Raw genomic sequence first — 22,111 nt, forward strand, 5'->3', positions numbered from 1 at the left:
CACCTCGAACACGGGTACGTGGACGTCACGCTCGACCGCTACCATGCGCGCCCATGAACGACGACGTGCGCAACATCGTCCTGGGTGTCGTCGCGGCGGGCATCAGCGCCGCGCTGGGCTGGGCGGCCCGGAACTATCTCTGGCGCCGGAAACTCCGGCGCAAGCAGACGTTCTTCGGGCTGCCCGAGAACTCCGAGTCGCTGCTCGTCGTCAACCGCGACCCGGCGAGCTCGGAACCGGCGGTGCACCGCTTCGACGTGTTCGCGCTCCTCGAACTCGCCTCGCTGATCAAGGAGTGCGGGGCCAACGTCCAGGTGGTCACGCAGGACACGACCCAGCAGGGCTTCGGCGAGCGCACCGAGTTCTGTCTGGGCGGACCCGCCTCCAACCGCCGTATGACGGCGCACATGTCGGCGCTGCTGCCGGGCGTGCGGGTCAACGTGGACCCCGAGCCGGGCCCGGACCGGGGCGCGTTCCAGATCGGCGGCGAACGCTACCGGCTGGACCCGGGCATCACCGAGTACGTGCTGCTGGCCCGGCTCACCCCGCCCCAGCGGCGGGACGCGCGGCCGGTGTTCCTCTTCTGCGGGCAGCGCGCGATCACCAACCAGGCCGCCACCCGCTATCTCGCCCGCAACCACGAGCGGCTGGCCCGCAAGCACGGTTCGAACTCGTTCGTGCTGCTCCTGAAGGTGATCAACTCGCAGGCGTACGGCCCCGACGTCGTCGACAAGGTGGAGGACGTGACGAGGGCGGCGCAGACCCCGCTGCCGGACGGGGCGATCGTCACCCCGGCGTAGCGACCGTCTCCCGGACGCCGCTCGGACGTCGCCGGGACCAAGGAGAGCGGCTCCCTCGTCGTACGCCGATACGACGTGGGGCCGCTCGGCCTCGGCAAGCCGGTCTGTCGACCCGCTCTACGTGAGCACAACCCGTCCGGCGCGCAGCTGACCTTCTCCTCGCAGGCGAACGACCCGTCGTACGTGTCGGTCCCACTGCGCGAGCAGTGATCTCCGGCCGCCGCCGGGCGGGCAGGGCTCTGTGACTGCCGCCCCCTAGGGCCGGGTGGCCTTCGGAGGTCCCCCACCACCTGGCAGCAGCGTCCCCGGTTCTGCCGCGGCGGCGGTCGCGACCCCGGTCCTGGGGGATGAACGTCCCATCCTAGTCGCCCCCTCGGCGATGTCGACGTCTCGCAGTTCGATCAGTGGATCGGCGGCCATCCGCTGCCCTACTCACTCTCTGCCGGGTCGTGGTCGCCGCAAACTATCCAGCCCGGCCCGGCCCCCGAACACGACACGCACCTTTCGTGCATTAGCCGTATTACCGCTCATTCACCCCGGCTCAGGCCTCGGCCATCTCGCCGTACAGCTGGGACAGTTCGGGGACGCCGTTCGACGCCCATTCCTGTCCGGCCGTCACCACGTCGAACTCCCGCCCGGACGCCAGCCGGACGACGGGCTGCCCGTCCGGCCAGAAGTCCCACGCCGCGCCGGGCACGGTGCGGACGATGACGGTGCCCAGATAGAGCCCGGCGTCGTTGCCGAGCCACGGCAGGATGTCCTCGTCGTCCCGCCAGCGCGGCAGCAGCTGGTCCAGCGCCTCCAACGACTCGGCGGTGTCGTCGAGTCCGATCCCCGCCCGGGCCGCATGGGAACGCAGCAGCTCGCATTCGGAGAGGAGTTCCGCTACCCCCTCGGGGTCCGCGGCGAGGAGCGCGTGACCGTGCTTCTTGCGCCTGTTGCCCAGGAAAGGGATGTTCATACGTCCAGCGTGTCATTCGCACCGGCGTACGCACCACAGGCGCGCAGGCACAGGTCTGCGTGCGTACGGTCGAATTCCCGGGCCCGGCGCGCATGGCGCGTTGACCGCCCCGCACCCGCTCCTTAGCGTCGCGACCCGCTGCCGGTCCACCAGGTGTCCGGCTCGATGTCCGGCTCGGCTGCTGCTCGGTGTCCGGCTCGGTGTGCTGCTCGGTGTGCGAAGGAATCGGTACGTGCTGCGAAGTGTCCGCGGGCTCCCCGTCGTTCTCGTCCTGTCCGGGCTGCTGCTCGCTCCGGTACCCCCGGTCGGGGCGGTGTCCCCCGCACTGCCCCTGGAGGCGCTGTACGACAACGCCTCCACCGCCGACCTCGACGGTACGGGAGCCGCGCTGCCGGCGGCCGACCTGGCCGCCGCGGGCTGGGCACCGGGCCGTGAACTGACCGTGCGGGGCGCTCGGCTGACCTGGCCGCGCCGGCCGCCGGGCACCCCCGACAACGTCCGCGCCGACGGGCAGACCGTACGCCTCACCGGTCCCGGCGACGCCCTGGTCTTCCTGGCCACGGCCACGGGCGGCACCGAGGCGGGCGGCACGGGCAGTGTCATGTACGCCGACGGCTCGCGCTCCTCCTACCGGCTGACCGTCCCCGACTGGCGCACCGGCCCGCTCGCCACCAAGGCACTCTCGTTGCCGCACGTCGCCACGCCCGCCGGGCTGCTGCTCGCCGAGCGGGCCCGGCTGTACGCCGTGACGGTGCCGCTGGTGCGCGGGCTCGAGGTGGCCTCGGTACGGCTGCCCGTCGCCCCGCGGCTGCATGTGTTCGCGCTGGCGGTACGGAACGGTTCGGCCGGCTGGACCGGGAGCTGGGCCACCGCGACCTCCGCCCTGCCGGTGGCGGGGCCGTGGACCGACCGCACCCTGCGGCTGGTGGTGCACACCTCGACGGGCGGCCCCCGGGTGCGGCTCCGCTTCGCCAACACCTTCGGCCCGGCTCCGGTGCGGATCGCGGCGGCGACGGTGGCGGTGCGCGCGGAGGGGGCGGCGGCCCGCACGGCGCCGGTACCGCTGTCCTTCAGGGGCGCGCGGGGCGTCGAGGTGCCCGCGGGGGCGCAGGCGATCAGCGATCCACTCGCCTTCGCGGTGCCGGAGGACGCGGATCTGCTGGTGAGCTTCCACCTCCCCGGCACGGTGACCTCGGTGCCCTGGCACGGGCGCGCGATGCAGCGGTCGTACGTGAGCGAGCCCGGTGACCACACGGCGGACACGGACCCGGCCGCGTACACCGGCACGATCCGCACCTGGCCGCTGCTGACCGGGGTGGACGTCGGCGGCGGGCCCGGCTCGGTGGTGCTGCTCGGGGACTCGATCACCGACGGCGACGGGTCGACGCCGGACGCCAACCGGCGCTGGCCGGACGCCCTGGCCGCCCGGCTGCGCCGGCAGGACGCGGTGCCGCGCTACGGCGTCCTCAACGCCGGGATCTCGTCGAACCGGGTGGTGAGCGACCGCTACTCCGGGGAGGGGTTCTCCCCGGTCGGCGGCGGGGTGAGCGCGGTGCACCGGCTCGACCTGGACGTCCTCGCGCAGACCTCGGTACGGACGCTGGTCGTGTTCGAGGGCATCAACGACGTCCGCAGCGGGATCACGGCGGTCGAGGTGACCGCCGGGCTGCGGGAGATCGCGGAACGGGCGCGGGCGCACGGGGTACGGGTGCTCGCCGCCACGCTGCTGCCGTGCGGGGGCTCCTCGGACTACACGGCGGCCATGGAGGCCGAGCGCGCCGCGGTGAACGCGTGGATCCGGCACTCCGGCGTCTTCGACGGCGTCCTCGACTTCGAGCGCGCGCTGCGCGACCCCGCCTCCCCCGGGCGGCTGCTGCCCGCGTACGACAGCGGCGACCGTCTGCATCCCGGGGACGCGGGGTACGCGGCGCTCGCGGAGGCCGTGCAGCTCACCCTGCTCTGAGTCCTAGACCTCCAGGTCGACGACGACCGGTGCGTGGTCCGAGGCACCCTTGCCCTTGCGCTCCTCGCGGTCGACGTAGGAGTCCTTGACGGCCTTGGCGAAGGGCTCGTTGCCGTAGACCAGGTCGATGCGCATGCCCCGGTTCTTGGGGAAGGCGAGCTGACGGTAGTCCCAGTACGTGTACGGGTGGTCGTACTTGAGGGGGCGCGGGACCACGTCGGACAGGCCGGCCTCGCGCAGGGACGCCAGGGCGGCGCGCTCGGCCGGGGTGACATGGGTGAGGCCCTCGAACGCGGCCGTGTCGAAGACGTCGTCGTCCGTCGGCGCCACGTTGTAGTCGCCCATCACCGCGAACGGGCGGCTGCCGCCCGCGTCGCCCGCGACGGCCGCCTTCAGGGCCTCGAACCACTGGAGCTTGTAGGCGTAGTGCGGGTGGTCCACCTCCCGGCCGTTCGGCACGTACACCGACCAGACGCGGACCGGGCCGCACGTCGCCGAGATCGCGCGGGGTTCCGGGGCGCCGTCGTAGCCGGGGTCGCCGGGCAGGCCCTTGACGACGTCCTCGATGCCGACGCGGGAGATCACCGCCACGCCGTTCCACCTGCCGGTGGCGTGGACCGCGGCCTCGTAGCCCAGCTCACGCAGCTGGTCGAGCGGGAACTGCGCCTCGGCGACCTTGGCCTCCTGGAGGCACAGCACGTCCGTGCCGCTGCTCTCCAGCCAGGCCAGCAACCGCGGCAGGCGGGCGGTGATCGAGTTGACGTTCCAGGTCGCGATGCGCATGTCCCACAACCTACCGGGCGCCACTGACACTCACAGTGCCGTGCTCTCGCCGGGCGCCAGCCGCAGGTGCCGGGCGCCGCCGAGGGCGCCGATCTGGTTGTCGTAGATCGGGCGGGCGAGGTCGGTGAGGAGGGCGTCGTGGATGTCGTAGGCGCGCTCCGGCCGCACCTCGCGGACGTAGTCGATGACCTCGGAGATCTTGCTCCAGGGGGCCATGACGGGGAGCATCAGCGTCTCGACGGCGTGGTCGGGGACGGTGAGGGCGTCGCCGGGGTGGAAGACCCGGCCGCCGTCGATCAGGTAGCCGACATTGGTGATGCGCGGGATGTCCGGGTGGATGACGGCGTGCAGCTCGCCGTGGACCTGGACGTCGAAGCCCGCGGCGGTGAACGTGTCGCCGTGGCCGACGGTGTGGACGCGGCCGGGGAAGGCGGCGGCGAGCTTCTCCGCGACCGACCTGAGCGTCCAGATCTCGGCGGCCGGGTCGGCGTCCATGGCCGCGCGCAGGCGCTCCTCGCTGAAGTGGTCGGGGTGCTCGTGCGTGACCAGGATCGCGTCGGCGCCGACGGCCGCGTCCTCCTCGCTGAAACCGCCGGGGTCCAGGACGAGCGTGCGCCCGTCCTTCTCGAGACGGACGCACGCGTGCGACTTCTTCGTGAGCTTCGTGCTCGTGATCGTCGTCATGGAGTCCATCCTGCCTCTGCGGCCGGCCCCGGCGCTCACTCGGTCGGCGTGGTCTCCTCCCGGATGACCTGCTGCGCCACCCGGAAGGCGCTGTTCGCCGCCGGTACGCCGCAGTAGACCGCCGCCTGGAGCAGCACCTCCTTGATCTCGTCCGGGGTGAGGCCGTTGCGCAGGGCGGCGCGGGTGTGGAAGGCGAGCTCGTCCAGGTGGCCGCCGGCGACCAGCGCGGTGAGGGTGACGCAGGAGCGGGAGCGCCGGTCGAGGCCGGGGCGGTCCCAGACCTCGCCCCAGGCGTAGCGGGTGATGAACTCCTGGAAGTCCCCGGAGAAGTCGTCGGCCTGGGACAGCGCCCGGTCCACGTGCGCGTCGCCGAGGACCTCGCGGCGCACCTTCAGTCCGGCGTCGTAGGGGTCGGGACGGCCGCCCAGGACGTGCGGCGGCTCGGTGACGGGCGCGGGGGCGATCGCGGCGATGGCCACCGGCTGCGGAGCGACCACCGGGATCGCCCTGACCGGGATCCCGGGGACGGCCGTCTGACCGGTGCCGTGGTCGTAGGCGGGCTGCCAGGCGGTGGAGAAGTGCCGTACGAGGAGATCGGTGACGGCCGCGGGCTGCTCGACCGGGGCCAGGTGGGAGGCGCCGGGTACGACGGCGAGACGGGCGTCCGGGATGCCGGCGACCAGGGTGCGTGCCTCGGCGGGGCCGGTGACCTGGTCGTCCGAGCCGACCAGGACCAGGGTCGGGACGCCGATGAGCCCCAGCTCGGCACGGACGTCGAACGCGGCGAGCGCCTCGCAGGCCGCTATGTAGCAGCCGGGGTCGGTGGTGCGCACCATCTGCACCGCCCACTCGGTGATCGCGGGCTGCGCGGCGGCGAAGCCGGTGGTGAACCAGCGGTCGGGCGAGGTGCGGGCGATGGGGTCGAGGCCGTTGGTCCGCACGATCACCCCGCGCTGGCGGAACTCGTCCGCCGTGCCGAACCGCGGCGAGGCCGCGATCAGTGCGAGCGAGGCGACCCGCTCGGGGTGGCGCAGGGCCAGCTCCACGCCGACCGCCCCGCCGAGCGCGCAGCCCGCGTAGCCGAATCGCTGCACGCCGAGCGCGTCGAGTGTGGCGAGCAGGCGTTCGGCGAGGTCGGCGACCGAGCCGACCGGGTAGGCCGGGGCGCCGCCGTGGCCAGGCAGGTCGTAACGGAAGATCCGCCACTGCTGGGCCAGCTCGGGGACCTGGCGGTCCCACATGTGCCATGTAGCACCGAGGGACGTTCCCATGACCAGGACCGGAGCCTGTTCCGGCCCGTCAAAGCGGTACTGCAGGGTTTCGACGTTCTTCTCACTCACTCCCTCACGCTCCCACATCTCACATTCTCTTCGGGAGCGGGGTCGGGGACGCTCGCCAGACCTCCCCATGCGTCCGCCGCCGGACGAAGATCCTCCACATCCGGCTTCACCTACCGGCGCTTCGTCAGCGCACCAGGGCTGCGCCACCGCCTTGGCCTTGCGTACCTTCCGAGGGATCGTGACCTCTTGGGCAACGTTCGCGGCGACCAGGCACCGGGCCACTGCCCGGTGCGGTCGAGGATGTCCGGAAACCGATTCGGTCACGTGGACCCGGTGATCGTACGCACATGCGACGACGTCCTGCGGTCCCCGTCCGGCGCCGGGTCGGCCGGTCCGGGCAGCCCGCTGGAACCGGCTCCTGGGACCGGGCGTCCGGGGGCCGACCCGGTGCTCTCGCCGAGGAAGCCGCCCGACTGGTGCTGCCACAGCTTGGCGTAGGCACCGTTCGCCACGAGCAGCTCCTCGTGGGTGCCCTGCTCGACGACGCTTCCGCGGTCGAGGACGACGAGCCGGTCCATGCCGGCGACGGTGCTCAGACGGTGGGCGACCACGAGGGCCGTACGTCCGTCCATCAACCGCCACAGGGCGTCCTGGACGAGGAGCTCGCTCTCCGAGTCCAGCGCGCTGGTCGCCTCGTCGAGCAGCAGGATCGGGGCGTCGCGCAGGATGGCCCTGGCGAGGGCGACGCGCTGGCGCTGGCCGCCCGAGAGTTTCACTCCCCGCTCCCCCACCAGAGTGCCGAAGCCGTCGGGGAGTTGGTCGGCGAACTCCGTGACGTGCGCGGCCGCGGCCGCGGCGTGGATCTCCTCGTCGGTGGCGCCGGGCCGGGCGAAGGCGATGTTGTCCCGCAGGCTGCGGTGGAACATGGCGGGTTCCTGCGGGACGTAGGCGATCAGTGAGCGCAGGTCGGTCTGGCACAGCCGGCTGATGTCCTGACCACCGATCAGGATGCGTCCGTCGTCGATGTCCGACATCCGCAGCAGGAGCCGGGTGAGTGTGGTCTTGCCGCCGCCGGACCTGCCGACCAGACCGATCCGTGCGCCTGCGGGCACGTCCAGGCCGAGTTCCCGGAAAATCGGCTTCGCGCCCGCGTGGGCGAAGGTCACCGCCTCGAAGCGGATGCCGGTGTCCCGCGGTGCGAGCGGTTCGGGTTCCGCCGGGTCGAGCACGGTGGGCGGATCCAGCAGCAGCTCGGTGAACTGCGCGGCCTCGGTCATCGAGGTTTCCAGACGCCGGTAGATCTGGTTGAACTCGAACATGATCTGGGTCGCGTTGGAGTAGTAGGTGAAGGCGACGACGACCTCTTCCACTCCCTGGCCCGGGCCACCGAAGGCGATGGCGACCAACAGGCCCAGCACGTTGGTCAGCACGGACAGGGGGGCGATCAGGGTGTCGACGCGCAGATTGCCGTAGTCCCACGACCTCAGCGTCAGGCGCCGGGAGTCCGCGACACGGCCGCGGTGTTCGTCGGCCTCCCGCCGCTCGGCCGCGAACGCACGGATGGTCTCCATGTTCATGAGGCTGTCGGCGACGTGGCCGGAGACCCTGGCGATCGCCGCCTCACGGTCGTTGACGAGTCTCTGCCGGCGACGGATCAGAGGTGTCGCGGCTGCCACGGTCAGCGCGATCATCACCAGAAGGCCGGCGACGAGCATCGGTTCGTAGCTCCACAGCACCACGGCACCGAACACCAGGGGGACGAGGCTGCCCACGATCCGGTACGTCACCGTGTCGACGAAGTCCTCGAAGCGCTTGCCGAAGCTCAGCACCCGTTTGGTCAGGGAGCCGGCGAAGTTGTCGTGGAAGAACGCCGCGTCCTTGGCGAGGAGTTCATCCATACCGCTCACGTACAGGTGTTCCATGCCGAGGGCGTCCACGCGGTTCAGGCAGTGCTGCCCGACCCGCCACACGGCCTCGGCGAGGAGCAGTGTCACGCCGAAGCCCAGCACGTACGGCAGCGCCGAGCCGAGGGTGAGACCGCCGTCGTCGGCGGCCTGTCCTGCCAGTTTGGCGATCAGCAGGGGGGCGACGTAGCGGGTGCCGATGTTGCCCACGGCCGGCAGCAGCAGCGCGGGCAGGGCCAGCCGTCGTAGTCGCAGCAGTTCCCGGCCGTAGCGGCGCAGTGCCAGAACGACCGCGCTCCTGCCCGGCGTCGGCCCTCGCGTGTCTGTTGTCCCCATCACACTCCCGGAGGTTCGGAAGTCGGAAGTGTCCCGTCGGGGGAGGTTCTCAGTCCAGGCATTTACCGCGGACCGGCGAGAACCGGACACCGCTGCGTTCGGCGTACGCAACGGACGTATCCAGTGGTGAGCCTGCGGTAGTTGGTGCAGCCGTCGTCGGCCGTCAACGGCGGGGGGAACTGCACCACGTCGACGCAGCCGGCGCGGGCGCGGGCGCGCCGTGCTGAACCGGCTGGTCGGGCAGCCAGTGGATCACCTCGGCAGACTCTCCGGTAACGTCGGAATATGAGCCATCCGCATCCCGAACTGAAAGCCGCCCCTCCCCTGCCTGAAGGAGGCCTGAGGGTCGTCGCCCTGGGCGGTCTGGGGGAGATCGGCCGCAACATGACCGTCTTCGAGCATGCCGGCAAGCTGCTCATCGTCGACTGCGGCGTGCTGTTCCCCGAAGAGACCCAGCCCGGCGTGGACGTGATCCTGCCGGATTTCACCTCGATCCGTGATCGCCTGGACGACATCGTGGCCGTGGTGCTCACCCACGGCCACGAGGACCACATCGGTGGCGTGCCGTATCTGCTGCGAGAGCGCTCCGACATCCCTGTCGTGGGCTCGAAGCTGACCCTGGCGTTCCTGGAGGCCAAGCTCAAAGAGCACGGAATCCGGCCGCGCACGGTGCGGGTACGTGAGGGCGAACGGCGCGGCTTCGGACCCTTCGACTGCGAGTTCGTCGCGGTCAACCACTCCATCCCGGACAGTCTCGCCGTCGCGATCCGCACCGGGGCCGGAATGGTGCTGCACACGGGTGACTTCAAGATGGACCAGTTCCCGCTGGACGACCGCATCACCGACCTGCGCGCCTTCGCCCGCCTCGGCGAGGAAGGCGTCGACCTCTTCCTCACCGACTCCACCAACGCCGAGGTCCCTGGCTTCACCACCTCCGAGCGCGACCTGAACCCGGCGATCGAGCAGGTGATGCGTACCGCCCCGCGCCGGGTGATCGTCTCCAGTTTCGCCAGCCATGTGCACCGCATCCAGCAGGTCCTGGACGCCGCGCACCAGCACGGCCGGAAGGTCGCCTTCGTGGGCCGCTCCATGGTCCGCAACATGGGCATCGCCCGCGACCTCGGTTACCTGAAGGTTCCCAGCGGCCTGGTCGTCAGTACCAAGGAACTGGAGAAGCTCCCCGACCACAAGATCACCCTGGTGTGCACCGGGTCCCAGGGCGAGCCGATGGCGGCTCTGTCCCGGATGGCCAATCGCGACCATGTGATCCGCATCGGCAAGGGCGACACCGTCCTGCTCGCCAGTTCCCTGATCCCCGGCAACGAGAACGCCATCTACCGGGTGATCAACGGGCTGACCCGGTGGGGCGCCCATGTCGTCCACAAGGGCAACGCCAAGGTGCACGTCTCCGGGCACGCCAGCGCCGGTGAACTCGTGTACTGCTACAACATCGTCAAGCCCCGCAATGTCATGCCCGTGCACGGCGAGTGGCGCCACCTGCGGGCCAACGCCGACCTGGCCATCCGTACGGGGGTCGATCCCGAGCGGGTGGTCATCGCCGAGGACGGCGTCGTCGTCGACCTCGTGGACGGGCGTGCGTCGATCACCGGCAAGGTGCCCGCGGGCAACGTCTACGTGGACGGCATGGAGGTCGGCGGCGCCACCGAGGCGTCCCTGAAGGACCGCGTCACCCTCGCGGAGGAAGGCGTGGTCACCGTGGTGGCGATCGTCGACGCCGACACGGGCGCCCTTGCCGAGACTCCCGACTTCCTGGCCCGCGGGTTCGTCCACGACGACACCACCTTCGAACCGGTCATCCCCGTCATCGAGAAGACTCTGGCGACCGCGGCCCAGGAAGGCGTCGGCGACGCACACCAGCTGGAACAGCTCATCGCCCGTGCCGTGGCGAACTGGGCCTTCCGTACCCACCGCCGCAGGCCCCTCATCATCCCCGTCATCATCGACGCCTGACCGTCGGCCCCCCTTCCCCTCTCCTGCCCTGCCGGCAGCGGAAAGGTAAACGGATGAGCGCGCGTTTCGAGGAGATCGACTGGCGCCCGACAGCGATGGGCGACATCAGCCTGCGGCGCCGACGCGTCCCCGCGTCGGACACCGATGTGTACGAGGTGAAGCTCGGCGACGAGTTCCTGATGTCCAGCCTCTTCACAACCGGCGAGATCGCGCTCGCGGAACTCGGACTGGCGAATCTGCCCGGCACCGAACTGGACATCGCCGTCGGCGGACTCGGGCTCGGGTACACCGCCGAGGCTGTGCTGGACGACCCCCGAGTGCGCTCGCTGACCGTGATCGAAACGCTCGCCGAAGTCATCGACTGGCATCAGCGGGGCCTGGTCCCTCTCGGCGCCCGGCTGACTTCGGACACCCGCTGCCGTCTGGTTCAAGGCGACTTCTTCACGATGGCGGCCGATTCGTGCGGCCTGGACCCGGCGGAGCCCGGCCGCCGCTTCCACGCCATTCTGCTGGATGTCGACCATTCGCCGCGCCATGTGCTCCACCCGCGCCACGCGGCGCTCTACCAGCCTGCCGGGCTCCGCGCTCTCACCGGACACCTCCACCCCGACGGGGTCTTCGCCCTGTGGTCGAACGACCCGCCGGACAAACAGTTCACCTCCGCACTCACAGAGGTCTTCCCGCAGTCGGCGGTCCATGTCGTCGACTTCGACAATCCCCTGCAAGGGGGCACCTCGGCCAACACCGTCTACGTGGCCAGGACAGAACCAAGCCCGCCGTAGGCCGACCGTCTGCGTGGCGACCGCAGCCCCGGGCCGGTCCGGTCGACGCACCGAAGACGAGCACCGCGGGCCCTGGCCGACCACGAAGTGCGGCGCGGCCACGGGAGACCGTATCGTTCGTAGCGCCGTACCCTTCGTGGTGTCTACGGCGTCACATAGCGGGCGCCAAACCACTGGAGGCAACACCCCGTGCTGATTGCTCAGCGTCCGTCCCTGACCGAAGAGGTCGTCGACGAGTTCCGTTCCCGGTTCGTGATCGAGCCGCTGGAGCCGGGCTTCGGTTACACCCTCGGCAACTCCCTGCGTCGCACGCTCCTCTCCTCGATCCCCGGTGCGGCGGTCACGTCCATCCGCGTCGACGGCGTTCTGCACGAGTTCACCACCGTGCCGGGCGTCAAGGAGGACATCACCGACCTGATCCTCAACATCAAGCAGCTGGTCGTCTCCTCGGAGCAGGACGAGCCGGTCGTGATGTACCTGCGCAAGCAGGGTCCGGGTCTGGTCACCGCCGCCGACATCGCACCGCCGGCCGGTGTCGAGGTGCACAACCCCGACCTCGTCCTCGCCACGCTCAACGGCAAGGGCAAGCTGGAGATGGAGCTGACCGTCGAGCGCGGTCGCGGTTACGTCTCCGCCGTGCAGAACAAGCAGGTCGGTCAGGAGATCGGGCGCATCCCGGTCGACTCGATCTACTCGCCGGTTCTCAAGGTCACGTACAAGGTCGAGGCGACCCGTGTCGAGCAGCGCACCGACTTCGACAAGCTGATCGTCGACGTCGAGACCAAGCAGGCGATGCGTCCGCGTGACGCCATGGCGTCCGCCGGTAAGACCCTGGTCGAGCTGTTCGGCCTCGCCCGTGAGCTCAACATCGACGCCGAGGGCATCGACATGGGTCCGTCCCCGACGGATGCCGCCCTTACCGCCGACCTGGTACTGCCGATCGAGAACCTCGACCTCACCGTCCGTTCGTACAACTGCCTCAAGCGTGAGGGCGTCCACTCCGTGGGTGAGCTCGTCGCCCGCTCCGAGGCCGACCTGCTGGACATTCGCAACTTCGGGGCGAAGTCGATCGACGAGGTCAAGGCGAAGCTGGCCGGCATGGGTCTGGGCCTCAAGGACAGCCCGCCCGGATTCGACCCGACCGCCGCCGCCTTCGGTGCGGACGACGACGCGGACACGGGTTTCGTGGAGACCGAGCAGTACTGAGCGCTGCGCTGCGCCGGTCAAGGAGACACTTCGCGTGCGGGGCCAGGAGAACCTCCACGCTGTTCCCTGCCGGTGGGCGACCTAGGCCGGGCCCCGCGCCCGCGCACAAACCCTGGCGAAGGCAGTCGGCGGCAAGCGGCGCACCTCCGGCGCTTCACGCACAACCCTCTGCTCGGCCGGCCGACGGTCGCCACCTGGGCGTACGTCAGGCGCCTGGCCTCGCACGGCCGGCCGCCAGGCCGGGCGGGACGAACGCCCGGGGGCTGCCCGCTCTCGGCCTGGACACGGGGGGCGTGATCGGGCCGACTGCGATGTTGCGCTGCGCGACGGGTGCCGGCCGGCCATGACGACAGGCTGTGGGCGGTGGCGCTGGACGTGTCGGATTGCGATCCCGGCAGCCCCGCAGGGCATGCGGCGCCCGAGCCGGCACGTGGCGCGCGACCGGCCTGGTATCCCTGCTCCTCCGGCTCGGTGCTGCTGCACCTTGCGAGCGGATCAGGGCCGCGCAGCCATGCTGCGCGGCCCTGATCCTGTGCACCACGGGTCCTGTCGACGCCCGGCACAGGAGCGGACCCCCTTGCTCGGCCGAAAGGACTGCGAGGTCAGGCCGGCGTGATGTTCTCGGCCTGCGGGCCCTTCTGCCCCTGGGTGACGTCGAACGTCACGGTCTGGCCCTCCTGGAGCTCACGAAAGCCTGAGGAGTTGATGGCGGAGTAGTGCGCGAAGACGTCCGGGCCGCCCCCGTCCTGGGCGATGAAGCCGAAACCCTTCTCCGCGTTGAACCACTTCACAGTTCCCGTGGCCATGGTCATGCCTTCCAGTCGATGAATGCCTCTCACTCCATGTGGAAGGCGGGAGGTGATCGCCCTGGTTCCTGCGGCACAGCACAGCAAAACGCCCACGCCAAGGCGTGGGCAAAGGGAAATTCCGAACCACGACAGCTGACGCAGACGCTACACGCCCGCACACCACGTCACCACAGGAATGATCACGCCACACACCGGGACTGTGCGTGCGGTGCCCGCTGATACCGGCGGGCACGCTCATCTCATACCGCGGCCGGCGGGTTGGGTGGTCCGGCGGCGCGGCGGTGTTCGGCGTTGATGCGCTGTGCCTCTTCGAGCTGGTCTTCGAGGATGACGATGCGGCAGGCGGCCTCGATGGGGGTGCCGTTGTCGACGAGTTCCCGGGCGCGGGCCGCGATACGCAGCTGGTAACGGGAGTAGCGGCGGTGTCCGCCCTCCGAGCGGAGCGGGGTGATCAGCCGGGCCTCACCGATGGCACGGAGGAAGTGGGGAGTGGTGCCGAGCATCTCGGCAGCCCGGCCCATGGTGTAGGCGGGGTAGTCGTCGTCGTCGAGACGGCCGAAGGCGTCGTCTGCTGTCATCTCACCTCTCTGTGGAACGCGTAGAGGGGCCCTGGTGCCGTACGGCACCAAGGCCCCGAAGGAACTGCTACACCATCTGCCGGCGCTAGTGCTGCACCGGCCTTCTGTGTCCGCTGACCCGACCGAGATGCTGCCGGGGGCGCGGGGATCGCGGTTGCTTGACCGGAGACCACCTCACTATCGATGTCCTGCGGTACCCGGGTTCAAGGCTTCCACCCGGGCGATCCTGATGGCGCTCAAGTCCTCCGTTCTTCCCTCTGAACCGATCACTTACCAAGCGGGTACTGCGTACTGCTGGCACTGCTGATACTGCGAACTGCTTGCTGCTGCCCGGCAGTTCGTGTCTGCCGGGCCTTGCTCGATCTCGGCTACGAGAGAAACCATAACCACAGCACCGCACCATGTCTACTCTGGCGAGCATAGATTTCCGCACGCTCGAACGTGAGGTAACCCGCATCGACCGGTCCATTGACGGTCGGAGCAGCGACCGCCTCGCCCGCGCCACGACGGTCAACCCCCGGGCCTTGGGCGGCAAGACCGTGAGCGCCTGTCTTGCCCGGTAGCGCCACCGCTCGAGCAGCCGGATCGCCGGCGCCTATAATCTGCCTCGTGTCGAAGCCTGACGAGCTGCTCGTTGATGTCGCCGCCCTGGTGGAGTCCGGGCAGAGCAACCAGATGTCCCTGACCGTGGTCACCGGGGGTGCTGTCATCACCGGTCGGCTGGCTTCCGAAGCGGTGTGGAGGCGGAGGGTGTCGGAGGTACTGACGGATTCGGACCGCTTGGGCGAGTTCTCCGCCGTCTTCGGCACCCCCGCGACGAACCGGCCGCCCACGCATCTGCACTTCCATGTCGCCCGGATCCTGCAGGGCACGGTGGGGATCCCGGAGACAGGCGGGATGTACCGGGTTGCGATCGAGGACGTCAGCGCCTGGACCGTGGGCGACTTCAGCTATTCCGACCACTGAGCGAGCACTGCGACGGGAACCGGTTGCACGCAGTGTGGGCCTGACCGGCGCTCGCCGGTCAGGCCCACACTGCTGTTCACGTGCCGAGCATCGCGGAGGCTTGCTGCAGCGAGCTGGCGAACGGTCCGCCCAGGGGTGAGGCGTCTCAGCGGGAGACGGCGAGGATGCCCGGGGCGCTGCCCTGCTCGTCGACGACCCGCAGGGCACCGAGCCGACGGGGGCACGTCGGGTGTTCGGCTTCGCCCGTCGTGGTCACGGGTGAGGGGAACGATCCGTGGTCGTGCGTGCGGCGGCCATGACGGCCGGCGCCACCTCGACGCTCATGTCGTCCCAGACCCGCGGTCCGGCCGCGTCCATGACCTCCACCGCCGTCCTGTGCGAGACGGGTCAACTTCCTGATCACGAAGGTTCTAGGCCACCGCGTCGAAGACGGACTGGCGTACGGGGGCGCGCCGGGTCGCCGAGGAGGGGCGGCGGCGGCCTCGGGAGGAGGCGCTGCGCCTGGGGCGTTCGGCCACCGGTGCGGTGATGACGACCGGGATGCCGGACGGGGCCTGAGCGCCGGTGATCCGGCTCAGGGCCTCGTCGCCCGCGCGGATCTGGGTGGTCTGCGGCCGGATTCCGGCGTCCGCCATGAGGCGGACCATGCCCCGGCGCTGACTCGGTGTGACGAGCGTGACGACGCTGCCGGACTCGCCGGCACGGGCGGTACGGCCGCCACGGTGGAGGTAGTCCTTGTGGTCGGTCGGCGGATCGACGTTGACGACCAGGTCGAGGTTGTCGACGTGGATGCCGCGCGCCGCGACATTGGTCGCCACCAGCACGGTGACGTGCCCCGTCTTGAACTGCGCCAGCGTGCGGGTGCGCTGCGGCTGCGACTTGCCGCCGTGCAGCGCGGCGGCGCGTACCCCGCTGTTGAGCAGGTCCTGGGTCAGCCGGTCGACAGCGTGCTTGGTGTCCAGGAACATGATCACGCGGCCGTCGCGGGCGGCGATCTCGGTCGTGGCGGCGTGCTTGTCGGCGCCGTGGACGTGCAGGACGTGGTGCTCCATCGTCGTGACCGCACCGGCCGACGGGTCGACCGAATGGACGACGGGGTCGGTCAGATAGCGGCGCACCAGCAGGTCGACGTTACGGTCCAAGGTGGCGGAGAACAGCATCCGCTGCCCCTCCGGACGCACCTGGTCGAGCAACGCGGTGACCTGCGGCATGAAGCCCATGTCGGCCATCTGGTCGGCCTCGTCCAGCACCGTGACGCCCACGTGGTTCAGCCGGCAGTCGCCACGGTCGATGAGGTCCTTGAGCCGGCCCGGGGTCGCGACGACGACCTCGGCCCCGCCGCGCAGTGCGCCGGCCTGCCTGCCGATCGGCATCCCGCCCACCACCGTGGCCAGCCGCAGCCTGACGGAGCGGGCGTACGGCGTGAGCGCGTCGGTCACCTGCTGCGCCAGCTCACGCGTCGGTACGAGGATCAGCCCCAGCGGCTGGCGGGGCTCGGCACGCTGTCCAGCGGTGCGGGCCAGCAGGGCGAGGCCGAAAGCGAGGGTCTTGCCGGAACCGGTGCGCCCGCGGCCCAGGACGTCACGGCCCGCCAGGGAGTTCGGCAGCGTCGCTCCCTGGATCGGGAACGGTGCCGTCACGCCCTGCCTGCCGAGTTCGGCCAGCAGTTGCTCGGGCATGTCGAGATCGGCGAAGCCCTCGACGGCGGGCAGCGCGGGGGTGATCGTCCTGGGCAGCGCGAACTCGCCTTGCACTGCGGCGGGCCGACGGCCGTAACCGCCGGAACGGGCCGGCCCGGCGGAACGGCGCGGTGCCTGCGAGCCGAAGCGGCTGCCGCCCTTTCCGGCGTCGGCACTGCCATTACGGGCGCGGTCGAAGCGGTCGTTCGTGCGTGTGCGGTTCATGCGGAACCTTCCTCGATGTGGCACATACCAAGGAATTCCCGCAGCGATGATCGGCATGGAGAATTACAAGTACGGACCGATGGAAAGAGAAAGCAGATCTGGCCGGCGGAAATCTCCGGGGGCACAGGTGCTGAAATGAGTGACGCGCTGGGGACGTAAAATCCGGGCGTCGGCTGCGGTGCATCCCTTCAGGATGCGCCCGCTGCGGGAAATGCGCGCAGCTGGGGCCCGCACCCCGAAGGATGCGGGCCCCAGCTACAGATTGTGCGTCAGCGTCAGGCCGGAACGATGTTCTCGGCCGTCGGGCCCTTCTGGCCCTGCGCGATGTCGAAGGTCACCTTCTGCCCTTCGAGCAGCTCACGGAAGCCCTGCGCGGCAATGTTCGAGTAGTGGGCGAAAACGTCGGCGCCGCCACCGTCCTGCTCGATGAAGCCGAAGCCCTTTTCCGCGTTGAACCACTTCACGGTACCAGCAGCCATGTCATATCTCCTTTGGGGCAGTACATCGGAATCCGCACTGCGCGAACGCCGTGTCGCCGCGATGATTACCCCGCCCGGAAATGACCGGAAATACAAAAGCGCTCCCAACCGGCAGAAGCCTGGTGGGGGCACTTGAAGTTTCGGGAACCACAACTGCAACTTAGATGGACAGTAGCACGCTGGAACGGCCTGTGCACGTTACATAATTCCACTCTGCTCATCGCGGCAAAAACTCTCACGACATGGTCCGTAAAACTCTCACTTCGCGGTCACAGATATTGATCCACTCGGAGTGCAACGTTCGCGACAGCCGGCTGGCCGACGCCCTGCCCGGCGGTGTCGACCGAGGGCGATCGCGACCGTACACGCCGGCCTTGCGGACCGTCCGGCCATTTCGGGTGCTGAGGTACCCCGGGCCGGCGACCAGTCCGCTCCCCCGGGTCGGCCGGTGTTGTCGCGGGCGTCGCTCGGCGTGGCGCAGGGCACCGAGACCCGCAGCCTCGCGCTGTCGTCCGTCTTGGCACCGCGGTGGACGGCTCGTACGGACAGGTCGTAGGGACCGGGGCTGCCGTCCGTGGGGACCGTGACCTTCCAGGTGACCTCGGCCGTCGCGCCCGGTGCGATGCGGTCGAACCGGGTGGGTGTGGTGGCCCGTGCGGTCCAGCCCTCGGGTGTGGTGAGCTCCACCGCCGCGTCGCGCAGGGCGGTCGAGCCGCCGTTGGCGCACGTGGCCTTGACCGCGGTGGCCACGGCGTGTCACACGCTCGCGCTGGACGGTCGTCACGACCTGTGCCGGGTGGTACCCGGTGACGGACCCAGGAGTACGGGAGCCTCTTCGGGCCCGTCACAGCGGTATCGCAGTCAGCGGGTGGGCAGCGGGCCGGGCGGAGCCAGCAGCGCGGCCGTGGGCCATTGCAGGGCGTCCCGCGCCGCGGGCTTGCCCCTGCGCGCCGCGGGCGCCGGCCGTGTGTGGTCGGGGCCGTCGGCGGACAGGATCGCCTGATGCAGTCTGCGCAGCCGGGAGGAGGGTTCCAGCCCCAGCTCCTCCACCAGGGTGTCCCTCAGGCGCCGGTATGCCTCGAGTGCGCGCCAGCGCTGGCCGGTGCGGTACAGCGCCGTCATGAGATGCGCCCAGAAGTTCTCGTTGAGCGGGTGGGCCGCGGTGAGAGCCGTCAGTTCACCGAGCAGGTCGCTGTGCAGTCCCCGTTCCAGGTCGGCCTCGATCCGGGCGTCCAGGAGGGAGAGCCGCACCTCGTTCAGACGAACCACCTCCCGCTGCAGGACGGGACCCCTCCGCACATCCGTCAGAGGTGCCCCGCGCCACAGCCCGAGTGCGCGCGCGAGCGCGCGGGAGGCGGCCTCGGTGTCGCCGCGGCCGGCGGCGGCGCGCCCCTCTTCCGCGAACTGCTCGAAAGCGTGCACGTCCACCTGTTCCAGGGGCACGTCGAGCGAGTACCCGCCGTAGCGGGTGGCGAGCACGCTCTTGCCTGCGCCCGGTTCGCCGAGAGCCGCGTCCAGGCCCTTGCGGATCTGGAGCACGTACGTCTGCACGGTGGTGGTGGCGCTCGGTGGCGGGGCGTCCTCCCACAGTTCCGTCATCAGGGTGGAGACGGTCACCATACGTCCGGCTCCGAGAGCGAGCAGGGCGAGGATCTGACGGGGCTTGGCCGCTGTGGGCACGAAGGTGCCTCCGCCGGCCTGGGCTTGTAGAGGTCCGAGTAGTGCGATGTCCATCTGCATGAACTCCCCCTTTGATCTGCGCGCGCCGTGCAACAACCCGCATCCACAGGAGGCTTGCACCGGGCCGTCATCGCGCCCAGTGCGCTCTTCACACGGCACCCCGTGAAAAACGCATGGTGTCCGGGTGACGAACGCACTGTCGGGTGCTCGCCCTGCGGAGCAACAATCCCTCGCGTCGGACCCCGACGCGGTTCGAGAACCGTAGGCCCGCCCCACCGGAGGAAACGTGGACGCCCTGTGCCCCGCATCGCCCCTGCCCGCAGCCGCCCGCCTCGCCGCCGCCCCGGCACCCGCTCCGCCCGGCTTCGAGGAACTGACCATCGTGAGCCTGCGGCATCCGTCCCCGGAAGCGACCGCCCTGTTCACGATCTGCCTGCGTGACGAGTGCCCGGCCGGCACGTGACCACCGAGGAGCCGACCGCCGCCGACCCGCTCGTCGGCTTCGGGAGCCATCTGCGGGTCGATGTGCTGCCCGGCCAGGCCGTGTATCTCTCGTCCTCCCGCGATGTCCTCGCGGTGCGCGGCACCGGAGCCGAAACGCTGGCTCCGCTCCTGGACGGCACGCGGACCGTGGCGGAGGTGGTCACCGAGGCACGTCCCGCACTCGGTCCCGCGCAGACCCGACGCAGCCTGGAACACCTGGACCGGGCCGGGCTGCTCAGTGCGTCCGTGCCCGGCGCGCCGCGGCCGGGCCCTGCGGAGCACGCCTACTGGGACCTGGCGGGAGTCTCCGGCACCACCGTGGGCCACGGGCTTTCGTCCTGCGGGCCGGTGGCCGTGACGGTGTGCGGCAACGCCGACGCCGAGGAGATCCGGGCGCAGTGCCGGGCGGCGGGTCTGACCGTCGCCGCGGCGGAGCCGGAGGCCGTGCTCGGCCTGGTCGTCTGCGACGACTACCTCGACCCGGCGCTGAGCGACGTACAGGCCCGGCAGCGCTCGGCCGGACGGCCCTGGCTCCTCGCCTCCCTCGACGGCCCGGACCTCTGGACCGGGCCGTTCTTCGGGATCGACGGCGGCCCCTGCCACTCGTGTCTCGCCCACCGGCTCCAGGCACACCGGCGAGGTGAGCTGCCGATCCGCAACGCGCTGGGTCTCACCGGTCCGGTCGCGGTGCCGCGGGCTTCGGTGGCCGCGAGCCGGGGGGCGGGGATGCAGCTCGCCCTGCTCGAAGCGCACAAGTGGCTGGCGGGGCTTCGCCATCCGGGGCAGCGGGCCGTCCACGTCCTGGACACCCTCACCCTCGAGTCACGGCACCACCCCGTCCGGCGGCGGCCCCAGTGCCCCGACTGCGGGGACCCCGGCCTCGTCGCGACACAGAACGGACGGCCGGTACGCGTCGAGTCCCGGCCGAAGACCACGACCGGGGGCACCGGGCACCGGACCGCTTCCGCGGAGCGGATGCTGACGGAGTACGGGGATCTCGTCGGCCCGGTCACCGGAATCGTCCCCGAGCTGCGGCGGGACGCCCGGGCACCGGAGTTCCTGAACTGCTACCTCGCCGGGCAGAACCTGGCCGTCCCCGCGGAGAACCTGGCGTCGCTCACCTCGAACCTGCGCGCTCTGAGCGGCGGCAAGGGCGTCACCGACGCCCAGGCGAGAATGAGCGCACTGGGCGAGGCCGTGGAACGCCACTGCGGCACCCGGCAGGGTGACGAGGCGGTCGTCCTGGACAGCTTCAGGGCCCTGGGCGACCGCGCGGTCCATCCGAACGACTGCCAGCTCATCCACACCAGGCAGTTCCGGGACCGCGTCCGCTGGAACGCGCGGGCCTCGCACTTCCATCATGTGCCGACGCCCTTCGACGAGGATGCCGAGACGGCCTGGACCCCTGTGTGGTCCCTGGTCGACGGCTGCCACAAGCTCCTGCCGACCGGACTGCTCTATTTCTCCGGCGGCACCGGGCCGGGCGACGCCGACCGCCTCAGGGCCGACTCCAACGGCTGCGCCGCGGGCAGCTCGCTGGAGGACGCCGTTCTCCAGGGCTTTCTGGAGCTGGTGGAGCGCGACGCCGTCGCCGTGTGGTGGTACAACCGGCTCCGTCGGCCCGCCGTCGATCTGGACGCCTTCGACGATCCCTGGATCGCCCGGCTTCGCACGGGGCTGTCCGCCCTGCGCCGGGACGTCTGGGCCCTCGACCTCACGTCGGACCTCGGTATCCCGTGCATGGCCGCCCTGTCCCGGCGCACGGACGGCCCGCGTGAGGACATCGTGTTCGGGTTCGGGGCGCACTACGACCCCCGGGTGGCGCTCCGCAGGGCGCTCGGCGAGATGGGGCAGCTGCTCCCCGCGGTGCTCGGCGCGCGGGAGGACGGGACGGGATACGCGGTGGACGACCCGGCGGCCGTGGCCTGGTGGTCCGGGGCGACGACGGCCGGTCAGCCCTACCTGTGGCCGGATCCCGGGCACGCGCCCATGTCCCCGTCCCGTTATGGCTACACGCCGCGGCGGGACCTGGCGCACGACATCGACGCCATGGTGGAACTGATGCGGGGCGCCGGGCACGATCTGCTGGTCCTCGACCAGACCCGGCCCGACATCGGTCTGCCCGTGGTGCGCGTACTGGCTCCGGGACTGCGCCACTTCTGGGCCCGTTTCGCACCCGGTCGGCTCTTCGACGTACCGGTCCGGCTGGGCCTTCAGGAGCGTCCCACCCCGTACGACAACCTCAACCCGATCCCGATGTTCGTCTGACCGTCCCCGCCGGCCGGCGTCCCGCTGTCCGGCTGCCCGAACCGACAGGCGGTGAGCCGCCTTCGCGATCCGCAGGAGCGGAGAATCGCCTGCTCGGTAGCTGATCCGCTTACCGTCACGAGGCGTTCGTCGCTTCTGCAAGGCTTACCGAATTCTCATCCGGCCCCGCCGTGTCAGCCCCGGCCCTGGCGAGGTCGACTCCGCAAGTCACCGTGGCCTGCGGAGAGTTGGTGCACACACGCAGCGATCGATTCCAGCCGCATCGGAGGTGCTA

General features: G+C 70.6%; 19 protein-coding genes and 2 pseudogenes. 9 read left to right on the plus strand and 12 right to left on the minus strand.

Features of this window, described 5'->3' with window-relative positions:
• The first annotated feature begins 53 nt into the window (after window positions 1–53).
• On the plus strand, window positions 54–800 hold the full coding sequence (locus tag ACFPIH_RS00165) for a hypothetical protein (protein WP_381165893.1): 747 nt from the start codon (window positions 54–56) through the stop codon (window positions 798–800).
• A gap of 27 nt (window positions 801–827) precedes the next feature.
• Window positions 828–1,010 (plus strand): annotated as a pseudogene (locus ACFPIH_RS00170) (acyl esterase); the annotation flags it as partial.
• A gap of 331 nt (window positions 1,011–1,341) precedes the next feature.
• Here the strand turns inward: ACFPIH_RS00170 and ACFPIH_RS00175 are convergent.
• On the minus strand, window positions 1,342–1,761 hold the full coding sequence (locus ACFPIH_RS00175; RefSeq protein WP_381165895.1) for a DUF6278 family protein: 420 nt from the start codon (window positions 1,759–1,761) through the stop codon (window positions 1,342–1,344).
• A 232-nt stretch (window positions 1,762–1,993) separates the two neighbouring features.
• Here ACFPIH_RS00175 and ACFPIH_RS00180 point away from each other — a divergent pair, with 232 nt between their 5' ends.
• Window positions 1,994–3,724: an SGNH/GDSL hydrolase family protein gene (locus tag ACFPIH_RS00180; protein WP_381165897.1), complete on the plus strand. Its 1,731-nt coding sequence runs from the start codon at window positions 1,994–1,996 to the stop codon at window positions 3,722–3,724.
• Window positions 3,725–3,727: 3 nt separating this feature from the next.
• Here the strand turns inward: ACFPIH_RS00180 and ACFPIH_RS00185 are convergent, their stop codons facing one another.
• The 4 genes from ACFPIH_RS00185 to ACFPIH_RS00200 form a co-directional block, all read right to left on the minus strand.
• On the minus strand, window positions 3,728–4,507 hold the full coding sequence (locus tag ACFPIH_RS00185; RefSeq protein WP_381165899.1) for an exodeoxyribonuclease III: 780 nt from the start codon (window positions 4,505–4,507) through the stop codon (window positions 3,728–3,730).
• Between the two features lie 30 nt (window positions 4,508–4,537).
• The gene (locus ACFPIH_RS00190) at window positions 4,538–5,191 is read right to left on the minus strand and encodes an MBL fold metallo-hydrolase (RefSeq protein ID WP_381165901.1); all 654 of its coding nucleotides are present in this window, start codon (window positions 5,189–5,191) and stop codon (window positions 4,538–4,540) included.
• Window positions 5,192–5,226: 35 nt separating this feature from the next.
• Window positions 5,227–6,549: a bifunctional 3-oxoadipate enol-lactonase/4-carboxymuconolactone decarboxylase PcaDC gene (gene pcaDC / locus ACFPIH_RS00195; protein WP_381165903.1), complete on the minus strand. Its 1,323-nt coding sequence runs from the start codon at window positions 6,547–6,549 to the stop codon at window positions 5,227–5,229.
• Window positions 6,550–6,791: 242 nt separating this feature from the next.
• A complete protein-coding gene (locus ACFPIH_RS00200) occupies window positions 6,792–8,711 on the minus strand; it encodes an ABC transporter ATP-binding protein (RefSeq protein ID WP_381165905.1) in 1,920 nt (639 codons plus the stop codon).
• A gap of 285 nt (window positions 8,712–8,996) precedes the next feature.
• On the opposite strand from ACFPIH_RS00200, the gene ACFPIH_RS00205 reads away from it, so the two are divergent.
• The 3 genes from ACFPIH_RS00205 to ACFPIH_RS00215 all read left to right on the plus strand — a co-directional run bounded on the left by ACFPIH_RS00205 (window position 8,997) and on the right by ACFPIH_RS00215 (window position 12,670).
• Window positions 8,997–10,682, plus strand: a complete 1,686-nt coding sequence (locus ACFPIH_RS00205; protein WP_381165907.1) for a ribonuclease J — start codon at window positions 8,997–8,999, stop codon at window positions 10,680–10,682.
• A 53-nt stretch (window positions 10,683–10,735) separates the two neighbouring features.
• Entirely contained in the window at window positions 10,736–11,464 is a 729-nt protein-coding gene (locus ACFPIH_RS00210) for a spermidine synthase family protein (RefSeq protein WP_381165909.1), read from the plus strand.
• Window positions 11,465–11,653: 189 nt separating this feature from the next.
• Window positions 11,654–12,670, plus strand: a complete 1,017-nt coding sequence (locus ACFPIH_RS00215; RefSeq protein ID WP_381165911.1) for a DNA-directed RNA polymerase subunit alpha — start codon at window positions 11,654–11,656, stop codon at window positions 12,668–12,670.
• 602 nt (window positions 12,671–13,272) lie between these two features.
• On the opposite strand, the gene ACFPIH_RS00220 is transcribed toward ACFPIH_RS00215, so the two are convergent.
• The gene (locus tag ACFPIH_RS00220) at window positions 13,273–13,476 is read right to left on the minus strand and encodes a cold-shock protein (RefSeq protein ID WP_048475199.1); all 204 of its coding nucleotides are present in this window, start codon (window positions 13,474–13,476) and stop codon (window positions 13,273–13,275) included.
• 242 nt (window positions 13,477–13,718) lie between these two features.
• Window positions 13,719–14,057, minus strand: coding sequence for a helix-turn-helix domain-containing protein (locus ACFPIH_RS00225; protein WP_381165913.1), 339 nt, complete (start codon window positions 14,055–14,057; stop codon window positions 13,719–13,721).
• Between the two features lie 609 nt (window positions 14,058–14,666).
• Between ACFPIH_RS00225 and ACFPIH_RS00230 the strand changes: the two genes are divergently transcribed.
• On the plus strand, window positions 14,667–15,023 hold the full coding sequence (locus tag ACFPIH_RS00230; RefSeq protein WP_381165915.1) for a hypothetical protein: 357 nt from the start codon (window positions 14,667–14,669) through the stop codon (window positions 15,021–15,023).
• Window positions 15,024–15,302: 279 nt separating this feature from the next.
• Here ACFPIH_RS00230 and ACFPIH_RS00235 read toward each other — a convergent pair.
• From ACFPIH_RS00235 to ACFPIH_RS00255, 5 genes and pseudogenes are all read right to left on the minus strand, one after another.
• A pseudogene (locus ACFPIH_RS00235) lies at window positions 15,303–15,380 on the minus strand (CBS domain-containing protein); the annotation flags it as partial.
• Window positions 15,381–15,433: 53 nt separating this feature from the next.
• On the minus strand, window positions 15,434–16,927 hold the full coding sequence (locus ACFPIH_RS00240) for a DEAD/DEAH box helicase (RefSeq protein ID WP_381165917.1): 1,494 nt from the start codon (window positions 16,925–16,927) through the stop codon (window positions 15,434–15,436).
• A gap of 275 nt (window positions 16,928–17,202) precedes the next feature.
• The gene (locus ACFPIH_RS00245; protein WP_023586116.1) at window positions 17,203–17,406 is read right to left on the minus strand and encodes a cold-shock protein; all 204 of its coding nucleotides are present in this window, start codon (window positions 17,404–17,406) and stop codon (window positions 17,203–17,205) included.
• 258 nt (window positions 17,407–17,664) lie between these two features.
• Window positions 17,665–18,156, minus strand: a complete 492-nt coding sequence (locus ACFPIH_RS00250; protein WP_381165919.1) for an NEW3 domain-containing protein — start codon at window positions 18,154–18,156, stop codon at window positions 17,665–17,667.
• A gap of 111 nt (window positions 18,157–18,267) precedes the next feature.
• Window positions 18,268–19,146, minus strand: coding sequence for an AfsR/SARP family transcriptional regulator (locus tag ACFPIH_RS00255; protein WP_381165921.1), 879 nt, complete (start codon window positions 19,144–19,146; stop codon window positions 18,268–18,270).
• Between the two features lie 226 nt (window positions 19,147–19,372).
• Here ACFPIH_RS00255 and ACFPIH_RS00260 point away from each other — a divergent pair, with 226 nt between their 5' ends.
• Complete coding sequence (locus ACFPIH_RS00260) at window positions 19,373–19,549, plus strand: hypothetical protein (protein WP_381165923.1); 177 nt, start codon at window positions 19,373–19,375, stop codon at window positions 19,547–19,549.
• Window positions 19,546–21,837 carry a TOMM precursor leader peptide-binding protein gene (locus ACFPIH_RS00265; protein ID WP_381165925.1) on the plus strand — a complete coding sequence of 764 codons (2,292 nt, stop codon included), beginning with the start codon at window positions 19,546–19,548 and terminating at the stop codon, window positions 21,835–21,837. The genes ACFPIH_RS00260 and ACFPIH_RS00265 overlap by 4 nt, the downstream gene beginning before the upstream one ends.
• The last annotated feature ends 274 nt before the right edge of the window (window positions 21,838–22,111 follow it).

Source organism: Streptomyces vulcanius (assembly GCF_042653945.1).
GTDB classification, from domain to species: Bacteria; Actinomycetota; Actinomycetes; order Streptomycetales; family Streptomycetaceae; genus Streptomyces; species Streptomyces mangrovi.

Bases quoted from the DNA above. Each gene is read 5' to 3' on its own strand.
- ACFPIH_RS00245 (WP_023586116.1), bottom strand. From the start codon at position 17,406: ATGGCTGCTGGTACCGTGAAGTGGTTCAACGCGGAAAAGGGCTTCGGC.
- ACFPIH_RS00255 (WP_381165921.1), bottom strand. From the start codon at position 19,146: ATGCAGATGGACATCGCACTACTCGGACCTCTACAAGCCCAGGCCGGC.
- ACFPIH_RS00175 (WP_381165895.1), bottom strand. From the start codon at position 1,761: ATGAACATCCCTTTCCTGGGCAACAGGCGCAAGAAGCACGGTCACGCG.
- ACFPIH_RS00210 (WP_381165909.1), top strand. From the start codon at position 10,736: ATGAGCGCGCGTTTCGAGGAGATCGACTGGCGCCCGACAGCGATGGGC.
- ACFPIH_RS00240 (WP_381165917.1), bottom strand. From the start codon at position 16,927: ATGAACCGCACACGCACGAACGACCGCTTCGACCGCGCCCGTAATGGC.
- pcaDC (WP_381165903.1), bottom strand. From the start codon at position 6,549: ATGTGGGAGCGTGAGGGAGTGAGTGAGAAGAACGTCGAAACCCTGCAG.
- ACFPIH_RS00220 (WP_048475199.1), bottom strand. From the start codon at position 13,476: ATGGCCACGGGAACTGTGAAGTGGTTCAACGCGGAGAAGGGTTTCGGC.
- ACFPIH_RS00185 (WP_381165899.1), bottom strand. From the start codon at position 4,507: ATGCGCATCGCGACCTGGAACGTCAACTCGATCACCGCCCGCCTGCCG.
- ACFPIH_RS00200 (WP_381165905.1), bottom strand. From the start codon at position 8,711: ATGGGGACAACAGACACGCGAGGGCCGACGCCGGGCAGGAGCGCGGTC.
- ACFPIH_RS00165 (WP_381165893.1), top strand. From the start codon at position 54: ATGAACGACGACGTGCGCAACATCGTCCTGGGTGTCGTCGCGGCGGGC.
- ACFPIH_RS00205 (WP_381165907.1), top strand. From the start codon at position 8,997: ATGAGCCATCCGCATCCCGAACTGAAAGCCGCCCCTCCCCTGCCTGAA.
- ACFPIH_RS00190 (WP_381165901.1), bottom strand. From the start codon at position 5,191: ATGACGACGATCACGAGCACGAAGCTCACGAAGAAGTCGCACGCGTGC.
- ACFPIH_RS00225 (WP_381165913.1), bottom strand. From the start codon at position 14,057: ATGACAGCAGACGACGCCTTCGGCCGTCTCGACGACGACGACTACCCC.